General features: G+C 65.1%; 25 protein-coding genes. 16 read left to right on the forward strand and 9 right to left on the reverse strand.

Translation table 11 applies throughout. The annotated features are described in order from the left end of the window. Window positions 1-62: 62 nt before the first annotated feature. Window positions 63-245, forward strand: a complete 183-nt coding sequence (locus tag ENSA7_RS28315; RefSeq protein ID WP_106092492.1) for a hypothetical protein — start codon at window positions 63-65, stop codon at window positions 243-245. Window positions 246-573: 328 nt separating this feature from the next. On the opposite strand, the gene ENSA7_RS28320 is transcribed toward ENSA7_RS28315, so the two are convergent. Genes ENSA7_RS28320 through ENSA7_RS28330 form a run of 4 tightly spaced genes read right to left on the reverse strand, consistent with a single transcriptional unit; the run spans window position 574 to window position 4,296 of the window. Beyond that, window positions 574-1,008, reverse strand: a complete 435-nt coding sequence (locus ENSA7_RS28320) for a hypothetical protein (RefSeq protein WP_146158230.1) — start codon at window positions 1,006-1,008, stop codon at window positions 574-576. Window positions 1,009-1,027: 19 nt separating this feature from the next. After that, window positions 1,028-3,010, reverse strand: coding sequence for a hypothetical protein (locus tag ENSA7_RS28325; protein ID WP_106092494.1), 1,983 nt, complete (start codon window positions 3,008-3,010; stop codon window positions 1,028-1,030). Between the two features lie 4 nt (window positions 3,011-3,014). Beyond that, window positions 3,015-3,254 (reverse strand): hypothetical protein, encoded by a 240-nt coding sequence (locus ENSA7_RS42585; protein WP_146158231.1) that lies wholly within the window; start codon window positions 3,252-3,254, stop codon window positions 3,015-3,017. Continuing rightward, window positions 3,214-4,296, reverse strand: coding sequence for a hypothetical protein (locus ENSA7_RS28330; protein WP_106092495.1), 1,083 nt, complete (start codon window positions 4,294-4,296; stop codon window positions 3,214-3,216). The genes ENSA7_RS42585 and ENSA7_RS28330 overlap by 41 nt, the downstream gene beginning before the upstream one ends. A gap of 463 nt (window positions 4,297-4,759) precedes the next feature. On the opposite strand from ENSA7_RS28330, the gene ENSA7_RS28335 reads away from it, so the two are divergent. The 13 genes from ENSA7_RS28335 to ENSA7_RS28395 all read left to right on the forward strand — a co-directional run bounded on the left by ENSA7_RS28335 (window position 4,760) and on the right by ENSA7_RS28395 (window position 15,826). Continuing rightward, window positions 4,760-5,182, forward strand: a complete 423-nt coding sequence (locus tag ENSA7_RS28335; RefSeq protein ID WP_106092496.1) for a hypothetical protein — start codon at window positions 4,760-4,762, stop codon at window positions 5,180-5,182. Further along, window positions 5,179-5,433 (forward strand): hypothetical protein, encoded by a 255-nt coding sequence (locus tag ENSA7_RS28340; protein WP_106092497.1) that lies wholly within the window; start codon window positions 5,179-5,181, stop codon window positions 5,431-5,433. Before ENSA7_RS28335 ends, ENSA7_RS28340 begins: the two co-directional genes overlap by 4 nt. Before the next feature lie 42 nt (window positions 5,434-5,475). Continuing rightward, window positions 5,476-6,075, forward strand: a complete 600-nt coding sequence (locus ENSA7_RS28345; RefSeq protein ID WP_244923936.1) for a hypothetical protein — start codon at window positions 5,476-5,478, stop codon at window positions 6,073-6,075. Beyond that, a complete protein-coding gene (locus ENSA7_RS28350) occupies window positions 6,075-6,485 on the forward strand; it encodes a hypothetical protein (protein ID WP_106092499.1) in 411 nt (136 codons plus the stop codon). The genes ENSA7_RS28345 and ENSA7_RS28350 overlap by 1 nt, the downstream gene beginning before the upstream one ends. Further along, window positions 6,448-7,164 (forward strand): hypothetical protein, encoded by a 717-nt coding sequence (locus ENSA7_RS28355; protein ID WP_181234203.1) that lies wholly within the window; start codon window positions 6,448-6,450, stop codon window positions 7,162-7,164. The genes ENSA7_RS28350 and ENSA7_RS28355 overlap by 38 nt, the downstream gene beginning before the upstream one ends. Further along, window positions 7,164-7,367, forward strand: a complete 204-nt coding sequence (locus tag ENSA7_RS28360) for a hypothetical protein (protein WP_106092501.1) — start codon at window positions 7,164-7,166, stop codon at window positions 7,365-7,367. Before ENSA7_RS28355 ends, ENSA7_RS28360 begins: the two co-directional genes overlap by 1 nt. Before the next feature lie 4 nt (window positions 7,368-7,371). After that, window positions 7,372-8,220, forward strand: coding sequence for a hypothetical protein (locus ENSA7_RS28365; protein WP_106092502.1), 849 nt, complete (start codon window positions 7,372-7,374; stop codon window positions 8,218-8,220). Beyond that, window positions 8,217-8,969, forward strand: coding sequence for a hypothetical protein (locus tag ENSA7_RS28370; protein WP_244923937.1), 753 nt, complete (start codon window positions 8,217-8,219; stop codon window positions 8,967-8,969). The genes ENSA7_RS28365 and ENSA7_RS28370 overlap by 4 nt, the downstream gene beginning before the upstream one ends. Beyond that, window positions 8,966-9,394, forward strand: coding sequence for a hypothetical protein (locus tag ENSA7_RS28375; protein ID WP_106092503.1), 429 nt, complete (start codon window positions 8,966-8,968; stop codon window positions 9,392-9,394). Before ENSA7_RS28370 ends, ENSA7_RS28375 begins: the two co-directional genes overlap by 4 nt. 40 nt (window positions 9,395-9,434) lie before the next feature. Further along, the gene (locus ENSA7_RS28380; RefSeq protein ID WP_106092514.1) at window positions 9,435-10,301 is read left to right on the forward strand and encodes a hypothetical protein; all 867 of its coding nucleotides are present in this window, start codon (window positions 9,435-9,437) and stop codon (window positions 10,299-10,301) included. 41 nt (window positions 10,302-10,342) lie between these two features. Beyond that, on the forward strand, window positions 10,343-14,677 hold the full coding sequence (locus tag ENSA7_RS44290; RefSeq protein ID WP_181234204.1) for a hypothetical protein: 4,335 nt from the start codon (window positions 10,343-10,345) through the stop codon (window positions 14,675-14,677). Beyond that, window positions 14,677-15,324: a peptidoglycan recognition protein family protein gene (locus ENSA7_RS28390; RefSeq protein WP_106092504.1), complete on the forward strand. Its 648-nt coding sequence runs from the start codon at window positions 14,677-14,679 to the stop codon at window positions 15,322-15,324. Before ENSA7_RS44290 ends, ENSA7_RS28390 begins: the two co-directional genes overlap by 1 nt. Before the next feature lie 217 nt (window positions 15,325-15,541). After that, the gene (locus ENSA7_RS28395) at window positions 15,542-15,826 is read left to right on the forward strand and encodes a hypothetical protein (protein WP_106092505.1); all 285 of its coding nucleotides are present in this window, start codon (window positions 15,542-15,544) and stop codon (window positions 15,824-15,826) included. 277 nt (window positions 15,827-16,103) lie between these two features. Here the strand turns inward: ENSA7_RS28395 and ENSA7_RS42595 are convergent, their stop codons facing one another. Next, complete coding sequence (locus ENSA7_RS42595) at window positions 16,104-16,457, reverse strand: hypothetical protein (RefSeq protein ID WP_146158232.1); 354 nt, start codon at window positions 16,455-16,457, stop codon at window positions 16,104-16,106. Between the two features lie 718 nt (window positions 16,458-17,175). Here ENSA7_RS42595 and ENSA7_RS28400 point away from each other — a divergent pair. Then, window positions 17,176-17,373 (forward strand): hypothetical protein, encoded by a 198-nt coding sequence (locus ENSA7_RS28400; RefSeq protein WP_106092506.1) that lies wholly within the window; start codon window positions 17,176-17,178, stop codon window positions 17,371-17,373. A gap of 174 nt (window positions 17,374-17,547) precedes the next feature. Next, entirely contained in the window at window positions 17,548-17,733 is a 186-nt protein-coding gene (locus ENSA7_RS28405) for a TIGR02996 domain-containing protein (RefSeq protein WP_181234205.1), read from the forward strand. A 380-nt stretch (window positions 17,734-18,113) separates the two neighbouring features. On the opposite strand, the gene ENSA7_RS28410 is transcribed toward ENSA7_RS28405, so the two are convergent. From ENSA7_RS28410 to ENSA7_RS28425, 4 genes are all read right to left on the reverse strand, one after another. After that, the gene (locus ENSA7_RS28410) at window positions 18,114-18,857 is read right to left on the reverse strand and encodes a hypothetical protein (protein WP_106092508.1); all 744 of its coding nucleotides are present in this window, start codon (window positions 18,855-18,857) and stop codon (window positions 18,114-18,116) included. 8 nt (window positions 18,858-18,865) lie between these two features. Beyond that, a complete protein-coding gene (locus ENSA7_RS28415; protein ID WP_244923938.1) occupies window positions 18,866-20,107 on the reverse strand; it encodes a DUF4150 domain-containing protein in 1,242 nt (413 codons plus the stop codon). Continuing rightward, a complete protein-coding gene (locus tag ENSA7_RS28420) occupies window positions 20,104-21,027 on the reverse strand; it encodes a hypothetical protein (RefSeq protein WP_244923939.1) in 924 nt (307 codons plus the stop codon). The genes ENSA7_RS28415 and ENSA7_RS28420 overlap by 4 nt, the downstream gene beginning before the upstream one ends. Window positions 21,028-21,161: 134 nt before the next feature. Further along, window positions 21,162-22,175 carry a DUF2169 family type VI secretion system accessory protein gene (locus tag ENSA7_RS28425; protein WP_106092515.1) on the reverse strand — a complete coding sequence of 338 codons (1,014 nt, stop codon included), beginning with the start codon at window positions 22,173-22,175 and terminating at the stop codon, window positions 21,162-21,164. Between the last annotated feature and the right edge of the window lie 293 nt (window positions 22,176-22,468).

Raw genomic sequence — 22,468 nt, forward strand, 5'->3', positions numbered from 1 at the left:
GCTCGAGCTCGACTTCGCGGCGTGACCGACCCGACTCTGCCGGCCCGACTCTGATCCGAGTTGTGATCGTCGAGCCGTGCCTCCCCCGCGCCGCCTTCTGCAACCAGCACGGCCTCGATCCGCAGTGTCGCAGGCGGTGGACCGCCGAGCCCGAGCGTCGCGGCGTCGTCGACCAAGACGTCGCCAAGCACATGTTTCAGCTCGAGCCGCAGCAGGACCCCAGCGGCTTGTGCTGCAGGTCATGACGTCGACAGCAAACATGCGCTTTCGAGTCGGTCGGATCCATGAGCCTCCTCGCTGAGGTCGCAAAGGCTATCGTGGGGAGACCATGCTCGGGTTCGACAGACGACGGCCGGCGGCTTCGGCGATTCAGCGAGCGTGAGACCGGAGCGGATGCACGCGCGCGTCAATCCGACCTGCGGTGTCCGCCGCGCAGAGAGGGTCGGGCCGAGACACTCTCTGCCTTGCCAACTGCGCCACAGTTTTCACCGCAAGCCCCTTACGGCGGGGGCAGCTGCATTCATGTCACAGCCCGCCAGCAAACATGGCGGCGTCGCGCACGTCGGTCGCCGTCTACTCAATGCAGGCGAAAAAACTCGGTCGGATGTCAGCCGGAAGTTGGGGGCAGGCCGCGAGCGCAGCAGCGAGATCGGCAGTGCAGTCAGTATTCTCGCCTTCCTCACATGAGGGGTTCAACCCCAAGCACTGCACGTGGAACCGGTAGGCCGAACTCGCGCAGTCCAGGTAGTCCCTGCCGATCTCTTCGTTGCCGTCCAGCACTCCTGCGAGGCATTGCACGTCCTCGTTGGTGACGGTGCCGAGCGCATCACCACACTCGACCATGGAGTCGTAGCCGAGCTCCATCGGGCACCTACACGCCTCGGAGTTGGCCTCGTTGACCACGCGCTCATACTCGTTGAGTTCGTCGGTCAGGTCGGGCGCTTGCTGGCAGGAGAGCACAAGCCCCAGCAGGCCAAGTGAGAGTCCGCGACGGGTCCGCGAGCGCATGGCCCAGCGTACACCGGAGTCAGTCGTTGGTCATCCTACGCAGGGCCATGATCCCGGCAGCCGTCAGCAGCACGCTACCGGCCGCGACACTCATCGCTACCCCCGCGTTGGTCTCCTTGGTCTTGGCTGGGGCCGGGGCCCTCGCCCCGGCGACCCTGGTCGGTGCGTCTGCTCGAGTTGGCGCCCGTTGAACGAGGTTGATCGCCCCTTCGAACGGCGACACCCGCGAGACCTTGGGTGAAGGGGGCGCTCGCTGGGGCTTGATGTCCGGGGCGAGAAGTTGGTGGCCGGCCATACCGGGGCTAACCAGCAGGCCCTTCTTGACGGGGGATACCTTGACGCCCGCCCGCTCGAGCTCCGCTCGGTAGTCGGGGTCGCTGACGTGACGCAGGTCGACGAGCATGCGTTTGGTGCTGCCCAGCAGTTCACGACGTGCGGTCGTGAAGTGGTCGCCAAGCTTGTTCTTGCGGATCTTGCCGTGGGTGTAGAGCGCGCCAGCTCCCGGCGGGACGTAGGCGACCGACACGCTGTCGAGGTAGTGGAGCTGCACGGCCGCCAGATCCCGACAAAATGGGGCGATGATTTGAGTGAAGATCGAGTCTGCGAACGCGACCTTGAAGTCGGCCTCACGTGGCGAGCTGATCAGGCTGACCGGCATCGCAGGCTCGCGGCCACCCAAGCGGATCTCACCGTCGGTCTCGAACGCGGTCATGAACGTCGCAAGCCGCGAGATGAGACCCCGCCACCCCGAGCCGTTGTATCGACGCCACTCGGCCGCTGCGAACTCCCAGAAGCGCTCGAAGCAATCCTTCCACGACTTGTGAACATACTCGATGTCGATCGTGTACAGCAGCGGCCCCGGTCGGGCGATCATGTCGAGCAAATTGCCCAAGAGCTTGTTCGTCGAAGGATAGAACGCGCCCACATTTTCGCCGGGAGTGGTCGCGTTGAGGGGCGCACCGCCGTACGCCCACCCCAGCCCTTCAACCGGCCAGACCGACTCGGCGCGGACACACTGACGACAGTCACGTTTGCCGTCAAAGGTCTTCGTGGTCTTGTAGCAGGGCTTGTTCTCGCCGCGGCAGAACAGCGAGTAGCGATCAACCGAGACCGTCGCCCGCACGGCTTGATAGAAGCGATAGGACGCCTGCAGAACCCGAAGCGAGGTTGTCGTGCCCGGCATGAACCCAAACGTCGATGCATCGCCGGGGTCGAAGTGGTACTGGGCGTGGCCGTCGGGGCCGTGGCTCTCTTGCGGATGCCCTTGCTGCGCGGCGATACCCTGTGCGCGGTGCTGGATGTGCCACGGCCGCTCGGCGCGGTAGGCAGGCAAGTACAGGCTGGTGTAGTCGGCGTTCGAAGCCGGCTCGATCCCACCGTCCGGGTACACGACGCCCCCGGTGCCCTTGCTGCGGAACACCTCGAACACACGGTTCACCTGCCAAGTATCCGTCGCCGGATCCTCAGTCTGCAGCGGCGGAAACGAGATGTTCTTGCCGAGGTCCGCCTCGACCTTGGCGCGACCGACATCCACGGCCCACACCGCGACCGCGAGCACCTGCGCGACGGTCTGCGTCACGATGTTGCTCTGGCAGACGATCTGCAGGATCTGGATCGCCGTGTTTTTGAGCAGCTCCGGGAGCATCTCCGCCGGATCCTCGAAGTTCTTGATCGTGTTGATCGTGCTGTCGAGGGTCGTGTACACGTGCGACATGCCCTCGGCGAGCCCTGTGCCCTCGAGCGGTGGCATGCCAACCCGCGTCCCGAGCTCGAACAGACTGATCTGCGTGGTCGAGACCCAGTTTTGCCAGTCGGCGGCCGCAAAGGTCTTCATGGCCAGATCGCCGCCGATCCCGATCGCGGGGTCGAGCACCGAGTTGGCGAACACCTCCTTGCCCGGCAGCTGGCTGCTGAACGTCTTCCAGTCGATGCCCCGCGGAAACACCCGCTCGGCGCGCTTGGTGGCGTTGTCGATGAACGTCTCGTCTGGTCGCAGCAGCATGGTCTCACTTGCTCTCGTTGGGCCCGTTGCGCCGGCCGGGGCCCGCTTGTGTCACGCGCACACCCTCACCCGATCGCGTGGGCGCAGACCTTCCGGTCGGTTCGTCGAGCAGCTCCGCGAACAGCTCGCTAAAGCACGCCTCGTAGCTGAAGTCATCCAGCCCCAGATCACGCGACAGATCCTCGCTGGTAGGGCCGCCGTCCCTATCCGGCGGTGGTGTCTGCGGTTTCCGAGTCGTCGCCATAGTCGCCCATCCTGTACATGGCCAATCGACCGATGATGTAGCGAGCAGCGAGCTGCTGCTCTGGGTTTGCCACGTCCCGAAACAGATCGCTGCGCAGCAGTCGGACCAACCGAACGATCTGCACGAGCGCCTCCTGCTCGCTCTTGATACTGGCGGCCTGGTCGAGCACGGCCAGGACCGCCCCCGCGGCCTTGCGGTCGCCCTTCATGAGCAGATCGAGCTGGGTCACGGTCAGCGTCAGCACCAGGTAGGCCATGGCCTGCTGAGCGCACTTGAACTCGGGAAACACGGTGATGTTGCGGTTGCCGAGCACCTCGACCAGCCGGTCTGCAAATGGCAGCACGTTGGCGATCGCGGAGTCCAGGCCGTACTTGAGAAACCCGAACATCTGGGCCGCTCGCCGGGTCTTCTCCATCTCGGCCAGCGCCCTGGCCTTGAGTTCGATTCGCCCAGACTGCTGATCCTGTGAGCGGGCGACCTGCTCGCGCTGATAGTCGATCGCTTCGCGGACCGCGTTGTTCGCCTGCGCCCAGAGCCGGTGATTGTTCTCGAGCGTCTCGTTCGCCCGACCGACCGCGTTGTCCCGATCGGACTTGGTGTAGTCGATGATCTCTCGGAGTGACTTGGCGTGCTCGCGCTGAAGATCGAGCCAACCGGCCGACTCGCGGGCGTCGCGGCCCCAGGACCGTGGCCCGTCGCTGGGCGGGGATGACGAGTCACCGTCGTCTTCGTCCTCACTGAGGCGACAGCGCCGACCATCCTCGAACAGCAGCTCATCGTTGATACCGAAGCCAACGAGCTGAAAGTCGCACCAGTCGCCACGAGACCGGGTCCAGTTGACGGCGATCGTCCACAGATCCCCGACGGTCTCTTCGATCTTCTTGCGGCGCGTCGCGGGAAACTCCGCGTCTTCTGAGCACCACTCGAAGTGGGTCTCAGGCAGCTCCAAGTGGTCCCAGTCTCGATCGTCGTGGAGATCGTCGACGTTGACGTGGTCGGGGACCACTGGCCGATAGGGGACGTTCCCGCGGCGCCAGAGCATCCGAACGCGATGGAGTTCGTGGTGTGCTTCGGCCAAGAGCCGACACCACTCGGTCGGGGGAGCAGTAAGGCTGCCTTTACGTCGGGACATGCAACACCTGCGGCGATCGAGAGAAGCGGCACCCTGTCACCACTTCCCCGACGCTGCAAGCGACATTTTTTTGCCCACACGGATGCACCCAATCCACGAAAGTGGCGTGCACCCATCCAAAAGTGCAATGCACTCTGCCGTGCACGTTGGGAAAAGTGCCATGCACCGTGCGGCCCACAGTGGACAAAGTGCACTGCACTTGCCAAATTGTGCATGTTCGAGTGCGGTGCACTTTGGAAAAAGTGCCATGCACTTTTCAGCTGCCATTCGTCAGAACGGCAATAGGCCTCGACCCGGGATTGTGTGCAATACGCACGCAAGCGCGACCCAAAAACGGTGGATTTTGGAGGCTCACATCCACCATGGTTGATCCATGGCGCACCACACACGGACCATGCTGGACCGGAGCCCCGACGCGATGGCGGCGCTCGAGGGCCAGCTAGCGACCTTCGACGACGGGGAGACCCTCCAAACCGAGCTTCAGGCGCACGCCTTCTCGCAACAGTGCTTGCGCGAGATCGAGGAGGATGAGCGCCTCAACCGGACGGAGACCCTGACAACCGAGGTCTTGGAGGTCCTTGTCACGCCAGCGGCGGGGGCACTCTCGACCTGGAAGACCCAAAAGGACTTCCCGATCGGGAGCGTCGCCAACCTGCTGTTGGGGTCCGGCGCCAAAGCGGTGAGCGTCTGGAACCCCGACAACCGCGGCGTCCGTGTGGCGGGCCGCGTGGGCAAGGTCCTGCTCCACTCGCAGCTTTCGATCATCACCCGAACCCTCATTCAAGGGACGCCATGAGCGACACATCAGACAACAACGCACTGAAGCCGAGCGAGCAGCGCACGGCGCAACGACGACAACAAAAGCAAGAAGGCCGCGCCCGTCGGGCCGAGCTGCTGCTCGACAAGCAGGCCAAAGAGAGGGGGCGCCAGGACGCGCTCGAAGACCAACAACAAAAGATCGAGAAGCGACTCGGCGAGCTCGAGTCTCGCCTGCACGCGCACGAGGGCCGACTCCAACGGCTCGAGAAACCCCGCCCGCCGGCCTGAATCTCCACCTCCACCTGACCCAGAAAGAACAAGATCATGATCATGAGTACCAACCTCGGCAGTCTGCTCCCTTGCGTCACGCCCGGAGCCCCCTACGGTCTCGAAGCGGCCCAAGAAGCCATGAAGCGGGACATCGTGTGTCCGAGCGAATTCTCGTTTGGGTGCATCGTGCCCTTCGAGGTCGAGATCCCGGTCGGGCCGGGTGCGACGGTGCGCCACGAGGTCAAGCCTTACGAGCCGCTGCTGCCCGTGGCCATGGTCGCGCACCTGTCGGGGCCGGACATTCGGATCGAGGCGATCTCGCGCCGCGACGATCGCAACGCGGGCCTGACGGGCACTGGGATCACGACCACGCGCGACCCCGACACGTTTGACTGGGAGCCGCTCAAGACCCCTTTCAACCCGTTCCCGCCGGACATCGGCCCGGTGGACAGCGCGAAGGGGTTCACGATCGAGGTCTCGAACCTCACGGGCGCCAGCAGCCAGATGTTTCAGGCGACCTTCTTCGGGGCGATCGGCGGCTACGCCGGGCTCAAGTACCTCAAGGAGCATGCCGGGCTGTCCGACAAGCTCTACGGGCTGCTGCGCAACTGGCTCAACGAGTCGGGGATCAACCCGACTGACACGGGCAAGAAGGGCTGATGATCAGCTTCCCGACAGAGCTCGTGGGCGAGCACCTGGTCAGCGAGGCGGCGGTGTTCTTCACCGAGGCGCTCGCGAAGATCAACGCCAGGCAGTTCGTCCGTGAGCAAGCCGAGGACTCGCCGTGCTGCGCTCGCTGTGCCGGGTGTGCGCTCGACCAGGACGCGGCTTTGCAGGACGCCAAGCGCCTGCTCGAGACCCGCGTGGGTCACCCCGTGAGCATCGTGGCCTACTCGATGGGGCGCGAGCTCGCGGCCGGCAAGCCATGTCGGCCCGTGCTGATCGACGGGGATCGCCTGGCCTACCAGCTGGAAGACGGCTCGGTCATGGATCCCGTCTCGAAATTCGAAAAACCCAAGGAGAGCTGCTGCTGTGGCGACCAACACTCGAGCAACCAACCCGACGAATGAGGCGCTGGCCGTGCGCGAGCCAGATCAGCTGGCCGAGCCCGACCAAGCGGCGTCGCTCGCCCAGCCCACGCCCACGGGCATGACCAAGTGGCAGAAGGCCGGCGTCGGGGCCGGGGTCGTGGGCGCGACCGGGCTGGCGGCGTTCGGGCTCTACCGGCTTGGAACCTTTATGGGCTGGTGGGGCGGGAGCACGCTGATCGTGATCGACGACGAGAAGCGTCCCGACAAGAAGACCGACGACAAGAAGGCAGACGACACCCCGACCGACGGCGGCGAGTCCAACAGCCGGGACCGTGCGATCGGCAAGCCGCCCAACGTCAGCGGCGACCGCGAGGGCTACAACACGCAGCGATACCCTCACCCGGGCTCGGTGCGCCTGACCATGACGGGGCTCGGCTACAAGGTCGAGTACAACAACGAGACACTGGTCCCCAACAACAAGCCTCACCCCGAGGTCACCAAGTTTCAGAATGACTGGAATCGGGTGATCCGGGGTCTGGACAGCGGGAAGGTGAAATTCCCGTCAACGGTGTCGGATCCGAGCAAGCTCAAGCCGTTTCGCGGGCTGCTCGACGCCGACGGGATCCCCGGCAAGAACACGCTCAACGCGATGGAGATCGCGTTCAACAACTCACTGAAGAACCTGATGAAGTGGTCTTCACTGGTAGGGCAAGCGTGATGACCACACACAACATGTTACGCGACTTGGGCTACACGACCGCGAGTTCGGGGATCAAGGCGTTTCAGCGCGACTACAACCGCGTTGGATCTCGGCCGCTGCTCGTGACCGGGGAGCTCGACGCGACGACGACCGCAGCGGTCGAGCTGGCGCATTCGACCAGCGAGATGTTCAAGGCCATGCGGGACCAGGGGAAGGGCTGAGAGGATGCCAACGACCAACGTCGCGTTCATCGATCCCAAGGCCGCGCTCGCGGCCCTGACCCCGCACGTGAAGGCCCCTGATCTGTCGCTGGGTCCGAGCGGTCCGCATGCGTTCGACGACGACGACGATCTCGAGGAGGGCGTGCCGATCACCAAGTCGGCCACGGTTGGCGCGCGGCTGTCGTTAGACCCCGGTCTCCCGCCGCCTGTGACGGCGGTCCACTACACCAACGTGCTCGATGACCTGTGGCCCGAGTTCGACGACCTCGAGGAGCGGACGGCGGCGCGGCTGGGGTCGCTGCTCGACGAGGTCGCCGACGAAGCCCAGCGGGTGCACCTGCTCGCGCAGGATCTCTGGGAGCGGTTCCCCAGCTACAAGATCCCGGACTCGGAGCGGAAGCGCTACGACACGGAGTTTCTGGCGTACCTGCGGCGGCTCAACGACTACCGCAAGGTTCTGAGCGAGCTCGACCCGGAGAGCACCGCGACCAACGCGGTCTACCTCGGCTTGGTCCAGCGACGGCGTGGGGCCGGGCCCGTGCCGGACGCGATCATGCACATGTACTTTGCCCAGCAGCTTGGGATCTTGGCTGACCACGCTGACGACATGGGCGAGGGGTTCATGGGTCGCGTCATGGATGGGCTCGCGCGGGCCAACAAGGTGGCCGACGACGCAGCGGAAGCGGTCGAGGAAGCTGCGGCCGACGCCGAGGAGAAGGCCGCGAACGTGTGGGAGAGGATCACGCGCCCGTGGCTCTGGGCGGCGGGGATCTTCGTGGGCTCGGTCGTGGCGATCGGCGGGACCGCGCTGATCATCCACGCGGCCAAGACACCCCCGGAGCCGCCACGGTGAACAGCGAGGTCCAGCCGGCCGTGCCGGGATGGGTGTGGGTTGCCGTCGCCGGGCTGGCGGTTGGCTCGCTCGCGGGTGCGGCTGTCTACGCTGCACGATCGCCCGGCTATGAGCGGCTGGTCGCGCGTACGGGGGCACCCAAAGAGCTGCAGATCCTCGCCGCGATCCAGCGCTACACCGAGAGTCGCGGCAACCCCAAGGCCGGGCTTGGTCGGCCGGAGTTGTTCCCATGGTGGGCTGAGCCCAGCAACGCCGCGCGCGAGAAGCAGGTCGCCGAGTCGGCCGCGGCCGCCGAGGGGTATGACCGCAACCTCGCCACCTACGGCGAGTCACCGTATCCGCGGCGGATGTGGATCTTCGGCAGCGGCGGACCCTACGGCCTGCTGCCGTCGAGCGCGTTGGCACCGTGGCGCGGCACCGACGAGATGCGCCGCGGCAAGGTCACGCCCTACGACGTGTTCAACCCGTGGCGCGCCACGGTGTTCTTTGTCGACTACGTGTGGCGGCTGGTGAACCGGGCCGAGTTTCGCAAGATGCCGGCCGCCGCTCGCAACGTGCTCGCGCTCAAGCGCGGACTGGCCTCGCCTGCGTTGGTGGCCGACTTTGAAGAGGAGAGCGCCCGGTCGCGCTCGGTCCGGCGGCGAGCGATCGAGGCGGCGGAGTCGCTGGGGATCGACGAGGACAAGCTCTACCAGCAAGTGCCGCTCGCGTGGCCCGACTACATCGGCGCGAAGGAGCTCGTGCCGTGATCTGCCGGTCGAGCATCCGCCGCTTCGACGGTGACGCCGGGTCGACGCTGCACGCGGCGGCGTTCACCCGCGGCGCGACGGGGCTGCGGTTTGTCTCGTGGGTCACGATCAACAAGGGCACCGGCCTGTACGTGGACAAGACGCAGGCGCCCGCGGTCACGATCGCGTGGGTACCGGCTGAGAAGATCAGCAGCGAGACCAGCAGCCCGACCGAGATCGACGCCGCGCTCGCGGACCCCGATCAAGTCCCGCTGATCATCATGCCCAAGCTCGAGCTGCCCGTCGCCTACATGAGCGACGACGGCTCGCCGTTCCCGGCGGTGGGAATTAAGGGCCAGGCCATGGTTTTGGCTGCGCGTGTCGAGGGGATCGTCCCCGGCACCCACGGCCAACTGACATTTGGGTGGGCAGGTGATCGATGCTGATCCACGACGCCCGCAGGTTCTCGAACACGAGGAGCACACGATGAGCACGATGAAGGTCATCGGGATCGTTGCTGCCAGTCTCACCGTCGCCGGACTCGTCGGCGGTGGTGTGTGGTGGTGGCAACAACGCAAGAAGAAGCCAGACGGCGCGCGGCCGATCTCACCCGACGCGCGCCCAGGACCGACGCCGAGCGGGCCGCCGCGGCCGGCTCCCAGCCCGGAGCCGACAGACACGAACCCCAAAGGCCATTTTCTGAGCCCGCCCGAGCTGCCGGCCGAGCTCGAGAAGGTGCTCAACGAGCAGTTTCCCGACTCGTGGCCGCCCGAAGACGCGGTGGTCAACGCCATGACGCAAGAGGATCAGGTCGTGGTCGCGGTCGAGAGCGAGCCGGTCGGCAACTACACGCAGACCCGGCAAGAGCTGATCTCGGCGAAGGTGCTGAGCGTGGAGAAGACCCTGGTCCGCGGTCGGGTCATCGGGCCGGTCGTGTACGCCGAGCACCATGGGGCGCACGCCGGACACGGGTTCAGGGTTGGGGACCTGGTCGAGGTGCCGCGCTCGAAGATCCTGCTCGCGGCTCGCTCGGTTGAGCCGAAGAAGAAGGGCTACGGCGGCGAGGGCAAGCCCGAGCAGACCTTTAAGCCGAGCAACCTAACCGGCGAGACCTATCAGGTGCGACCGGCCACGCCCTACGATCTGAGCCTGCCGTATCGCACCAACGAGCTCGAGTGGTACGTGGATCGGGAGATGGTCAAGATGATCAGGATCGGTGCGAGCGGGCTGCTCGAGCAGATCATGTTCAGCGAGGACAGCATGCGTGGCTTGGTCACCGTGCGGGCCCTCGATAATGATCCCAAGGAGGGCAAGATCTTTGTCGCTCGCTGGGAATTCAACATCGATCCCTGATCAGCAGCCGGCAGGAGTCGGCGACAACTCGGAGGTGAGTAATGAAGATCGAGGCACGAGAGCTGCGCCTCGCCGATGTCGTGCGCATCGTCGGCGATGGCGAACGAGAGATCCGACGGGTAGAGAAGGCCGGCGACCTGGTGCGCGCGTGGTACCGCGGCGACGAGGAGAATGAGCAGCCTAGCGTGGTGTGGACCGGCGAGGTCGAACTCGAGATCCAGCGGCCGGGGGATCTGTTCGTGGTCGACGACACGCCCATGACCGAAGCCCACGCTCGGAAGCTCGTGATCCAGCGGCTCCAAGCGGAGGGTTGGCGTCACACTCCACGCGAGCGCTGGAGCGGGATCAACGAGTTCGTCACGGATCCGACCGACACGCTTCGGATCGTGATCGACAAGGAGGGATCGGTCAGCACCCAGTCGCGGGTGTTCGCGGGCTACGTTGGCGGATGGCAGCGGCCCAACAACTACGGCAGCACCGAGTCGATTGTCGTCGAGCTCGAGCAGACAGTCGCAGAGTTGCTCGCGCGCGCAGCCAAGGAAGCGAGCGACCGCTCCGAGATCGAAGCCGCTCGCATCGGGCGGGAAGCCCAGCGGGAAGCTGCACCGGTTCGCGCGATCCCAGACCATCTGGGACTCGTCGTTCGCTACAGCCGAAAAGAAGGGGTCTTGCTGTGCGGTGCAACGGCCACGCACAAAGAGACGATCAAGCGGCTGCGCTCGCCGTATCGTTTTCGCTACTCGCGGCGGTTGCCGACCGGATGTGGTTGGTACGTGCCGAAGACCCGCGGCGGCTTTCAGCCGCGCGAGCGCGTGGAGCTCGTGGCGAGGTCGCTTCGGGCCAAGGGAATCCCGACCGAGGTGGAGTATGAGGGCGAGGCAGTTGGGGCGACGGACGTGGGTTCAGCGGGCAATGTCGAGCCCGCGCCCGAACGTGCACCACCGAGCGCCGAGGGCCCGACCGATGATGACCTCGCCGCGCTCGCCAAGCGCTTCGGTGTCGAGCCGGGGCCGCTCGCGCCGGAGCTTTCCAAGATCCGCGAAGCGTTCACGGCCGCCGAGCGCAAGGGATGGGGCGCGAAGCTCCGCGCGTGGATCAACCGCAACCGGATCGTCAAGCCCGACCAGGCGAGCGTGCTCTTGTCTCGTGTGCGCGGACAACTTGCGTTCGAGCGTGGGGATTGGCCGCCACCGCCCGAACGCGGCGACACCTACGGCCGCGCCGAGTTCAGCGGCGTGCTCGCCAGCATCGAACACGACCCCGAGAGTCGGCCGGTGTTCGAGCTCGCCGAGACGTGGCGGGCTCGACTCGAACAGCTTACCGACCAACGTTCGCATTCTTGGTACCGTGATTATGATTACGATCATTGGGTACGGCGAACCCCGTCGGAGACCCGTGAGACATTCGAGCGGCGAGCGTTCTTTGACGTACTCGGCAGGAACGACTCGCCCAGCATCGCGCTGGCGTTGGAGGCCCTCGCGTACAGCCGGGCGTACCTGGCCAGCTACGGCGAGAGCATGCGCGCGTCGCTGGATCCCACGCTCTATGACCCGAAGAGCGAGCCTGAGCAGATCTACAAGAGGCTGTGTTCGATCGCTACCGACGTTGCACAGCGGGTGCTCGCATCGATCCATGAGGTTTCATTTGTCGACCGTGATGATGGTTCGGCCTTGTGCAACGGGCGGATCGGTTTTGCGGGGCTCGACGCGAAGGGACAGGCGGAAGCGAAGCGCCGAGCGGAGAACGACGCCGACGCCGAGCGTCGACGCCGAGCCGACGCGCGGGCGTTGCTCGAGATCGCCGACGCGGCGATGGCCAAGGGGGAGCTGACCGTGCGTCGCTTCAACGCGGCGTACTGGCGCGCGCACCCGACTCTCGGCTCGCACGGTCGAGAGGAGCGACGCCTGCACATGCGTTGGAATCCTGGTGGGATCAACTACACCAAGGGTCTGGGGCCAGCCGGACACGTGACTGAGGTGATGGTTCGCGGTCCCGAGAGCTGGGGCTTTGGGGTCCGTGGGGTGTTTGAGGCCGAAGAGGACGCGATCGAGAGCTTGCTCGTCGAGCTGCGTCGCGCGGCCGACATTGATCAGCTTTCGAAACCCGTGAGGGTCCCAGACAACGTGAAGGAGCCCACCATGCCGAAATCCAAACTACCGACGCCGGACGAGTTCAAGCTCGCGTGGGATCAGTTTCAACAATCTCTCGCGGAGCAAGGCACGGGCTGGAGCTCGATCGCGGGGACGTCATGTTTCAAGCACGTCGACGACGAGTCGCTGACACTGTGCACGACCTACCAAACGGACCCCGTAGGTTCGTGCCCGCCGACCATGGAAGGGCTCAAGAGCCCGGCGCGCCAGCTGATGCTGTGTCAGCCTGACGACGAACCCGAGTTCTTTCGCGGGAAGCTGGTGGGGATCAGCGAGGCCAAGGCCGAGAGCGCGAACCGAGTCGCGCGTACGCGAGCCAGCCGATCTGCCCCGAAGGTGCCGGCCGTCGACAAACTGCCGGACGTGCTGGACTTCGTTGGCCAACAGGCGCTGCTCGAGCAGCTGGTGCCGAGCGGGATCGTGTACGAGCCCGATGATCCCCTCAACCCGATCGAGATTGGTGTGGGACAGCCGTACCTCGTGGCGGAGAACGGCGACCGCCACAAGGCGCAGTATTGGATCAGGGGAAAGCCGTTTCCGGCCGGGATGACCGCGGAGACACACGTCACTCCGCTTGGCGTGTCACTGCCGACGTTCATCGCCGCGCTGGGATCCAAGTACGTGCCGTACCGCGGGCCGATCAGTCGGCAGACTCTGCACGAGCTCGTGAACCTGATCCCACGCTCGAGGGTCAGCGGCAAGCTGAAGACGGCGAAGACCTCGCTCAATGACTTTCGATCGGGGCGCTTCGGCGGGCGCACGATCTACTGGGTCCCCGCCCCGGATGGGTCCGTGGGGGTCGGGCCGGTGACGGCGACCGGCGGCAACGTGACCAGCAAGAGCGTGCTCAGGGAGCTCGCAGAGCAGGCGAAGACTGGACTCCCGCTCACCGAGCTGCCCGAGGGCTGGACGCTGCAGGACACGGTGGTCGCGGCGATGCTGCGACGCGGCGAGCCACTATGGGCAGCGTGGAACATCAATGAGCTGCTGATACGGACCAAGGTGGGCGAGGGCGGGGGATGGTTGCCGGCCAAGCCCTTGCCCGCGAGTTCGACCTACGATCCGAAAGTAGGCTACGCGGACTTCCCCCATGCCTTGGCTGCTACCTTCGACAGGCTGTTTCGCGAGGCCCCGCAGGGCGTCAGGTTCCGGGTGGCCGGGCCGTGGCTCGGGCATCTGTATCCCAGTGACTTCGGCAACAAGGTCCAGTTCGACGAACCCACGGGTGGCGAGCTGGACCTGACAAAGCTCGAGCGGGAGTTTGCCGAGAACACCGCTTTGATGACGGCCGACGTCCACGACTTGCGCGCGAAGCGGTTGGCCGCTGAGGGCAAGAAGCGTCTTCGCTGGGCCAAGGCGCGGATCGAGGCCGAACGCAAGGCTGCTCGCAAGCGCGAGCGAGCTGTCGAGGAGAAAAACATGAGTGCCAAAAAGTCGACGAAGCAGACCGGCAAGGCGGCGAAGGCTGCGACCGAGAAGAAGGCCACGACCACGAAGGAGGCAGCGGTCACCATGAAGCCTGCGGCCATGAAGCCGCCCGCGGCCACCGAAGAGTCCGCGACGACGACCGCGATCGCGGCCAAGAAGCCGGCGACCAAGAAGAAGCCGGCGGCCAAGAAGCCGGCGGCCAAGAAGCCGGCGACCAAGAAGAAGCCGGCGACCAAGAAGAAGCCGGCGACCAAGAAGAAGCCGGCGACCAAGAAGAAGCCGGCGGCCAAGAAGAAGCCGGCGGCCAAGAAGAAGCCGGCGACCAAGAAGAAGCCGGCGACTAAGAAGAAGCCGGCGACCAAGAAGAAGCCGACGACCAAGAAGAAGCCCGCCGCGGCTGCCCTCGAGTCAGTGACGGACACGGAGACCACGCCTGACGCGAAGTCGTCGGCCGACCCGAAGCCAGGCAAGAAGCGGCGACTGCAGTTCAAGCGCAATGACGTCGTCCGCTTTCGCGCGCGCTCGCAGATCGCCGTTGGTCTCGGCATCGGCACCGACACGGTGTTCAAGGTCGAGATGGTGTCCAGCGACGAGGGGCGCTCGGTGGTGGTCCTGCGCTATGGCACGGGCAAGCACTCGGCGCTGATGAAGGTTGCGCCCGGTCACCTGGCGATCGTGGAGCGAAGCGTCGACATCCCCACGGAGATCCGGGCCTGTGCGGCGAAGCTGTCCCGGTACGAAGGTCCGATCTCAGCCAAGACGCGCCGACTCATGGCCGAGCTCGCGCGGAGGTCGTGATGTTGGCGGTCGCGGTCGGACTCTCGCCGGTTGTCGCGTTCGGTGCTGTCGCCTGGTGGGCGCACGCACGCTCGACGAGGGTCAAAATCGTCAACCTGTGCGAGGCCGCGCCGGCGAACAAGCGTTCGTCGCGTCGTCAGCCGGTCGACGCGGTGGTGCTTCATCAGATGGCGTTCTCGCGCGGGAACGATCTACTGTCCTACCGCAAGGTCACGGCGCACTTCGTGGTCACGCCGGATGGCACGATCGGGCAGCTTCACCCTGTCAACGCACGTCTGTCAGCGTCGCATGGCTTCAACTCGCGCTCCGTGGCGATCGAGTTTGCGGGCAACCTGCGTTCCGTCAACGGCAACTGGTGGCGCCCAGAGACGTACGGCCGCGACACCCTGACGCGCGAGCAGATCGAGGCGGGCCGGAAGCTGCTCATGCTTCTGAAGCGGCAGGGGATCCGGTTCGTGCTCGGGCACCGACAGAGCGACGCCGATCGTGGCAACGATCCGGGGCCGGAGATCTGGAGTTCGATCGCGCAGTGGGGGATCGAGAAACTGAGGCTGTCCGACGGCGGGCCGGAGTACTCGATCGATACCGGTCGGCCGATCCCCGAGAGCTGGCGCTCCTTCGACCCGTCGACGGGTGGCAACTCGTAGCGGCGAGAGACGGCACGGCATGCAGGACACCCGAGGATCTACGCCCCCGCCCGGCGCTCGAGCAGACAGGGCTCGCGCACCGACAAGTCAGACCCACCGCGAACGGCGGCCGCCAGCCCGCGATGCTGATGCGCCCGCCCGATGGTCGCGGGCCAACGTCACCGTGGTCGAGCATCGGCGGGGGAGTTGGTGCGGTTGGGTCGTCGGTGCGGCCGTCATGGTCGGCGTGGCGATTGGGGTCCATGTTCTCCGGCGAGGTCCGTCCCGCGCCGAGGTCGTGCACACCACGACGCTCGACGGCTGGACCGGCAGGGTGATCCAGCGCGGGCCGTGGTCTGAGGAGAACCGCGCGTGGACAGGTCCGACGACGTTCGATATCGAGTTGTTGAGCCCAGACAACGGAGTTCGGTGGATCAGGACGTCGATCCGGGATCTGGACCGGGCGATCGGTGTGACCATGGATGAGCTGCACCGGGCTGCTGCCAAGCAGCGGCGAGCGTGACATCTAGAAGCTGCCGGTTGGGAGTTGACCGGCTCGTTCGCGGCCAGAGACCTGGTTCGCTTCGATGGCACGACCTGGACGCGCGTTCCATTTCCGGACAACGAGGGGGGAGGTTCCTGCCCCACGCTGCCCAGACGATCCCTTCGCAGCATTTATCCTGCGGCGCCTAGTTTTCCCATTCGACTTGGTCGTGCGCAGCATATTCCGGACAACGAGGGGGGAGGTTCCTGCCCCACGCTGCCCAGACGATCCCTTCGCAGCACTTATCCTGCGGCGCCTAGTTTTCCCATTCGACTTGGTCGTGCGCAGCAAATGTTGACCTGTGTGAAAAAAGAGGCGCATTGTTTTCGCACTTATCCAGGAAGTGCTGGAAGACTTCCAGGGTCCAGCCTTTGTCACGCATATGCCCCAAAATCGTACGCACTGAACTGTCATATATTAGCTGCCGCCCTGCCGTCCAGTCATCGCAATGCACCTCCAGATTTATGGGGCCGTCTAAACCTAGAAATTGGGACAAGACTCGCAGTAGTTTAGGTGGCTCGATCTTGTTGCGCGTGTATAGCACTGCCCGGGGCAGGCCAAGCGGATTGATGTACGTGTAGCGGGTGACGTAGTTATTGATCTCGATCATTGTAGTCTGGGAGGTCAGAGGGACACGTTGGCACCACAAAGTGCATCAATAGCGATCGTGCCCCAGCGATCGTACCACGGGGTCGCACGCGGACCAAAACATGGAGGTTGGCGCTTATCGACACCGAGATAGCTCCCCCTGTTGCGCCGGCGGCCAAGGCGCTTCCGTCTCTTGACCGTGCCACGGCTATCCCCCAAAAAAATGGCTAGCGAACTTGCTGGGCGCGTGGATGGCGCCGGTAAGCAGCCGGACCTTCGAGCGCACCGTGCAGGCGGGCGGCGTGGCGGGCGCGGCGGCCGGCGAGGCCGACGTCGCCAAGGCCTCTCGCTGGAGGCTGGTGTGTCGCAGGCGCCTGTGCTGTCAGCGTGCTGTGACCCTGCAGCCCGAGATTTGGACCATGGTGCGATGTGCCTGTTCATGTGCTTGCCTGTTCATGTGCTGTGACTCTGCACCGCGTCGTGGCCCCCGTCGGCACCCGCCGGAACCAAACGGAATGACGAAACCCGAACCATATCAGCCACTTACGTCCCAAATCCCCGTCATCGTTGACGTTTCTCGAAGTGGCACTGATCGGGTTCGAATCCCGTCTCCCGCTAGCCTGCAGCCCCGTTTCCGGGGCTTTTTGAATTTCGGGGTCTCGCTGTTGACCGGCTGTTGACCGAGCCGCGGCCGGTCCCCGCTTGGACTTCTGCGCCGGGTGCGCGTACGATGCCGCACCATGAAACACGCCCAAATCACCTTCTCCATCATCGCGGTCGTCGTCGCGGTCATCGGCCTCTTTGCTTTGTTCGCAGGACTCGACGGGGCCAACAGTGCGCCCCAGGAGGCTGCGGTCTCCGCGATGGTTCTCGCCTTCGTGATCCCGTTCTACGTGATCGCTCGATGCGTCGAGATGATCACCAGCGGCCGGGGGTAGTCCGCGATGGCTTCACCAAGACCGTCCAGTTGTTCGGGGTAGGCCAGTACTCATCGGAGTAGGAGCACCAGGCGCCTCCGGGTGCTCCACCGACAATCCCCTCCTGCAAGAGTGCGGATCCGAACAGCCTTTATGGAGAGACAGGCCGAGGCTGCGGGCTATGCTCGTGCCACCATGGTCCTCGAGTCCAACCAGCAGCGACTGCTCGAGTCGATCTACAACGATCCTCGAGCCGACGACGCTCGACGTGTCTACGCCGACTGGTTGGTCGGCCGTGGGGACCCTCGCGGAGAGTTCATGAACTCCTGGCCTCAGACCACGACGGGATCCCAGTGGAGCAACGGGAGTTCGAAGCCGTGATCGACGGTGAGCTGGCCGAGCAGCGCGCGAAGCCCAGGTCCGAGGTCGCTTGATCGAACTCCATCCCGAAGTCCGCCTTGTGATAGCGAATCACACCGTTGCAGCGCTGAGGGTAGAGCCGCCAAGCGAGCATCGCCTCGAGCGACTCGAAGCAGGGCGCCTCGGCAAGGCTCACCCGGGCGTCGTTCGGTGTGCGATTGGCCGAGTCACTCATGAGACTCTCGGGGTGTGAGCACACGGCCCCGTCGTCAGCGCACAATAGTAGCGGGACGAGCAGCTCACAGCTGCCGCAAGGCGGCACGGTTTCGCCCGACGCAAACCGGCGCTCGGATTCTTCATCGGCGGTGATGGTGTCGGACTGAGACCCGAACAACATGCTGCTACCTCGACGACCCGCCCCACTCGAGCATGTCTTCATGTAGTTCCAAATCGTCCGATAGTGCGATTTCGCCCAGGAACCGGCGCAGCCAGGCCTGGCTCTGGCCGCCCAACCGGAACGCTAGCGTGTCTGTTTTGACGAGGATGCTCCGAGTGCAGGTCATCGTCATGTCCGTCCTCATGAAGATCCCACAATACGAACCCGTAGGCAGCGGCTGATCGAACCCGTGTCGAGTCATGAACTTCTTGAGTTGGTCTACAGCGTTTTGGCCAGGCGTGCGGCTGGCGAGGACGCCCGCACAGTGGGACGGTGACTCCATCACCAGAAGGACCGTGGTTTTCCCCCAGCCAATGTGTTCCCTGAACGTCTCGAACTCAGGATAGACCGGGCCGGCATCGGGCTCCCCCTTGCCCGTCATTGCGTCATCTCGGCAGGGCCGGGTGAAGTCATAGAAGATCTGAAGACCCATGGGGTCGTTCGTCGTGTCGAATCCGATCAGTAGGTCATTGGGGTCTGGTTCTGCGAGGCCTTGTTCGTAGCACCATAGAACTCGCCTCGCCGTGTAGTCGAACCGCGAAGTGACGCCGATGCGGCCCATGCTGCGGCCCATGCGGAGGAGAAACCACTCATAGAAGCGCGGGAGGTCATGCCCCACGATCCTCCGAATTTCGTCAACTTCACCGCTGGACGCCCCCTCGATCTCTTCATCGAGGCGAGGGAAGGCCCGTTGCAACCACGCCTCCATCTCCGGTTCTAGGTCCTGTGGTCGCATGTCTTTTTGTCTTTCGTGCAGAGCAGCATAGGGAGAATGACACTGCAAGTCTTGCAGGGAGGCGCTGTGTCTCGGTCGTTGATTTCTTGGACGAGAAGTTCGCGGCCGCCTCGACTCGCATCGATGTATTCGAGAGGCGAATCCGTCGACTCGCCTTGGTCGTGATACCATTCTTCGGTCATTGCAGCGGGCAGCGCCTGATCGTCAATGAGCAATAGCATCGCCCTCTGCGCTGCGCAGACTCCTGGAGGATAGGCGGCGGGACCGTCGCGCAGTTCACTGCTAACCTGTGCCTCTTGCACCGCGCAATCCCATCGTTCATTAACTGTCGCAGTACTGCCCGTGAAGTCCTTCAGACCTTCCGCCACCGCCGCGACTTGTTCGGCCCGGGCCGTCGCTTTCGCCTTCTTGCCGTCCCCGTAGGACGCGGTGACGCCGCTCGCGTGACGCATGCCCGACTGGGCGGCAGCGGCACACAGTTCCACAGTCGTCATCCCCGACTGATCGCCGTATTGCTTTTTGCACATGCACTCCACCACGCCAAGCATGGTTCGAACACTGACCTTCGACTTCATCATGTCCGCGGGTGGCTCCTTGTTGCGCTTGGTCAACCACTGTTGCCGCAGCGCTGCCTTCGTGATCGCGCGCTCCGCCTCGAGGGCCCTAATCTGCGCCTCGAACTGAATTCGGAGCACCCCGAGGTCGGTCTTGGTGGCCTCGGTCTCCTCGAGCGCCTCGTGCTCCTTTCCGCAGACGACGCATGTCTGGGCCTCCACCGCGGTCATGAGTCCGCTTTTTTGCATGATGCCGAGCACGGTCGCGGCATTGCCCGGTGCGCCGCTTGGCCCGCAGTTGTTCAACATGGGATCGCTGAGGAGCTGGACATTCTTGCCCTCGAACTTGACGTTCATCGAGCCGGGCCCGACGAACTTGGTCACCCCATGGGTGGCGGCCGAGACCACGCCGCCGCCGGTCCCCTTGCTCGCGGCGTCGCCGATCGACTTGAACGTGGCGCCCTTGATCGCAACCTTTTTGCCGCCGATGACGACGCTCTTGCTGAAGTTCTTCGGTGACTCGCCACTCTTGCCGATGTTGGGCAAGGGGGTGGGCACGAAGGGCGCGGGCGGGCCGGGCATCTTGCAGACGTTTGGGGTGGTGGCGGCAGCGATGCCGCCGCTGCCTGCCGTCACCGGTGTCATGGGAGGGTTGATCGATACGGTCACGCGTTTGGTCCTTGACGCGAGGGTTGCTCGAACAGTATCGCGCCGCGCAGGCCGTTGCTCGAACCGGTCAGAGCCAACGCGTGCGGACCGGCAGCATAGCCGCGGGCCCACGCACGTACGGCGAGCACGCCAAACAGGGCGCCGCTGGCCGCCCCGACGTCGCCCCAACAATCCGCTGGCGCGTCGTAGCCCGGCGCGCGAATGGCCGTGGGTTCGCGGAGGTTCACAAAGGCCCATTCCTCGCTGCGGTAGCGCTCGCCGTTGATGTCACAATATATCGTGTCGACGGCCTGATCGGGGAATTGCAAGCCAGCAACCGCACCGCGCAGGGCTTGGGTCATTCCCTCGCCGAACGAGCCGGTCTCGCTGCCCGGCAAGCGCTGCTCTCGTGCCGTGGCCACGCCGGCGATCGTCGCCAGGCAAGGCAGGCCCAGGACGTGACGCAGCCGCGGGCTGGCGAGCACCAGGCAACCCGCGGCTTCCCCCGGGTGAAAGCCGTTGCGGGCGTCGGGGCCAAACAAGCGCTCATGCTCGAGCCACGTCAGGGTTTCTGGATGGATGTAGCTGTCGATCCCAACGACGACAGTGAGCACTTCGCGGCCCACGGCGGCCTCTTGGGCCGCACGCTCGATGACCTGGGCGACCCCGGCGTGTCCGCGGCCAACCAGGTCGGCCCGCAACGAGGTCCCCGTGGCGGCCAAGCTCGTTGTCAATTGCTTCGCGGTGGTCTGCAACTCATGCTCGGGAAATCCCGGTCGTGACTCCGGCAGCGCGAGCCATAGATCGACCGGGCCGCGGTAGGGCCTTGGGGCGGCGGCGAGCTTGTGCGCGACCTCTTCGATCACGGCATAGGCCATCGGCAACAGGCGGTTGGCGCCGTCGAGTTGTGGCGACAACCTGGGGTCAGCCGCGACCGTCATGGGTTCGCCGCGAAGGGTCACAAACGGATACTCGGCAATCGTGCATATGCCCGCCCGCACGGCAGCGGCGGTCGTCTCGGCCACGAGGCCTACTGGCGTCCGTGCACCGACAGCGACGATCTCGAGAGAATCGCTCACGTGCCGCCGCCCTTCTCGACGATCTTGGTCTCGTCGAGATAGTCGGCGTCGCTTGCCGGCACACGCAGCACGCTCTGCCACACGAGAGCCAGCCGGCTGTCGTCGGGCTCGGCGAGCACGGTGGTGAGCACAGGTGGCTGGTGGGATTGGATGCGCCGACCGAAGTGGCTCTCGAGCTCGAGTCGGATGTGGGGCAGGTCGAGCACCAAAGCGCCGTGCGGGCTGAGGTTGAACAAGCCCAAACGCTCGCCGCCACGCAGGGCGGTGGACGGGCGCTGATCGGCAGGGGCACACATGGCAAAGTGGGGGTCGTAGTCGTCGGGCAGCAGCGGTTGTTTGGTCTTGGCCCATGCAGTGTCGTAGGTGCCGGCGAGCGTTCGGCGTGGCAGCCAGTGACGGTCGATCGGGCCGAGCCCCGCGGGGCCTAATGTCGTCGGATTGCCGTGTGGGTACTCGATCGCGTGGGCGAGTGTGTTGGCCAGGGTCGCGTTGCGGCGGGCGAAGCCACGCCCGATCGGGTTGCGCTCATCGAGGCTGTGATGACGCGGGTCTGGATCTGAGCTGTCACTTCCGCCGAACGCGAGTTCGTAGCGGATCGGCTGTCTGGTGAACGGGCGTGGATCGGTGAGCGAAAGACCGCCCCAGGCGTCGTGGTAGACGCGATCGCCGTGGACGAGCAGGGTCTTGTCGATCGATCCAATCCGCAGGGTGACGGGGACCGTTGGGGCCGGCATGGCTCCCGGCGCGTGGGCGCTGCCGAGCACGATCACATCGGTCGACGGCTTGCGGCCCAACAACTCGGAGTCGTAGCGGAGGCTCGACTCGCCTGGAGCGCCGTAGTGCTCGGGTGCGAGGGGTGGGGGCAGCTGCTCGTCGGCCAGGCTCAGCTTGCCGTCCGTTGTGATCATGAAGGTGGCGCGGATGGCCACTACCCACCAGTGAACGCCATGCTCGTCGCGGGTCCAGTTGCGGTCGGCCGCGTACGCAGTTCGGTTACGGAGGCCCCACACGCGCGCGATGTTATCAGACTCCCGATCTGCGGGGCAAGACAGCCCGAGATTGAGGGGAATCCGACAGCGAAAGAACGAGCAGCGCCCGCAGCTCATCTTTGCTGTCGACGGGTGTCGCAGGGTCATACAGCTTCGCGGCCATGAACATCACTCTACTCCACCTGCGGACGGAGCGAAGTGTTCGCGCCGCGAAGCGCGGCAGAAGCTCCGACAGCCGCCACAACCACCCGCTAAGCCTCAGGCGTCTCCGGCAGCGCAGCCGTCGACGCCTCACCCACGACCCCCGTCTCCAC

The sequence above is a fragment of the Enhygromyxa salina genome (genome assembly GCF_002994635.1).
GTDB classification, from domain to species: Bacteria; Myxococcota_A; Polyangia; order Nannocystales; family Nannocystaceae; genus Plesiocystis; species Plesiocystis salina_B.

Excerpts from the sequence above, each read along its gene's own strand:
- ENSA7_RS28325 (WP_106092494.1), bottom strand. The coding sequence starts at position 3,010 with ATGCTGCTGCGACCAGACGAGACGTTCATCGACAACGCCACCAAGCGC.
- ENSA7_RS28345 (WP_244923936.1), top strand. The coding sequence starts at position 5,476 with ATGAGTACCAACCTCGGCAGTCTGCTCCCTTGCGTCACGCCCGGAGCC.
- ENSA7_RS28330 (WP_106092495.1), bottom strand. The coding sequence starts at position 4,296 with ATGCTCTGGCGCCGCGGGAACGTCCCCTATCGGCCAGTGGTCCCCGAC.
- ENSA7_RS28340 (WP_106092497.1), top strand. The coding sequence starts at position 5,179 with ATGAGCGACACATCAGACAACAACGCACTGAAGCCGAGCGAGCAGCGC.
- ENSA7_RS28320 (WP_146158230.1), bottom strand. The coding sequence starts at position 1,008 with ATGCGCTCGCGGACCCGTCGCGGACTCTCACTTGGCCTGCTGGGGCTT.
- ENSA7_RS42585 (WP_146158231.1), bottom strand. The coding sequence starts at position 3,254 with ATGGCGACGACTCGGAAACCGCAGACACCACCGCCGGATAGGGACGGC.
- ENSA7_RS28420 (WP_244923939.1), bottom strand. The coding sequence starts at position 21,027 with ATGACGGTCGCGGCTGACCCCAGGTTGTCGCCACAACTCGACGGCGCC.
- ENSA7_RS28400 (WP_106092506.1), top strand. The coding sequence starts at position 17,176 with ATGAAACACGCCCAAATCACCTTCTCCATCATCGCGGTCGTCGTCGCG.
- ENSA7_RS28380 (WP_106092514.1), top strand. The coding sequence starts at position 9,435 with ATGAGCACGATGAAGGTCATCGGGATCGTTGCTGCCAGTCTCACCGTC.
- ENSA7_RS28405 (WP_181234205.1), top strand. The coding sequence starts at position 17,548 with ATGGTCCTCGAGTCCAACCAGCAGCGACTGCTCGAGTCGATCTACAAC.
- ENSA7_RS28350 (WP_106092499.1), top strand. The coding sequence starts at position 6,075 with ATGATCAGCTTCCCGACAGAGCTCGTGGGCGAGCACCTGGTCAGCGAG.
- ENSA7_RS42595 (WP_146158232.1), bottom strand. The coding sequence starts at position 16,457 with ATGATCGAGATCAATAACTACGTCACCCGCTACACGTACATCAATCCG.
- ENSA7_RS44290 (WP_181234204.1), top strand. The coding sequence starts at position 10,343 with ATGAAGATCGAGGCACGAGAGCTGCGCCTCGCCGATGTCGTGCGCATC.
- ENSA7_RS28335 (WP_106092496.1), top strand. The coding sequence starts at position 4,760 with ATGGCGCACCACACACGGACCATGCTGGACCGGAGCCCCGACGCGATG.
- ENSA7_RS28410 (WP_106092508.1), bottom strand. The coding sequence starts at position 18,857 with ATGGAGGCGTGGTTGCAACGGGCCTTCCCTCGCCTCGATGAAGAGATC.
- ENSA7_RS28360 (WP_106092501.1), top strand. The coding sequence starts at position 7,164 with ATGACCACACACAACATGTTACGCGACTTGGGCTACACGACCGCGAGT.
- ENSA7_RS28365 (WP_106092502.1), top strand. The coding sequence starts at position 7,372 with ATGCCAACGACCAACGTCGCGTTCATCGATCCCAAGGCCGCGCTCGCG.
- ENSA7_RS28390 (WP_106092504.1), top strand. The coding sequence starts at position 14,677 with ATGTTGGCGGTCGCGGTCGGACTCTCGCCGGTTGTCGCGTTCGGTGCT.
- ENSA7_RS28395 (WP_106092505.1), top strand. The coding sequence starts at position 15,542 with ATGGTCGGCGTGGCGATTGGGGTCCATGTTCTCCGGCGAGGTCCGTCC.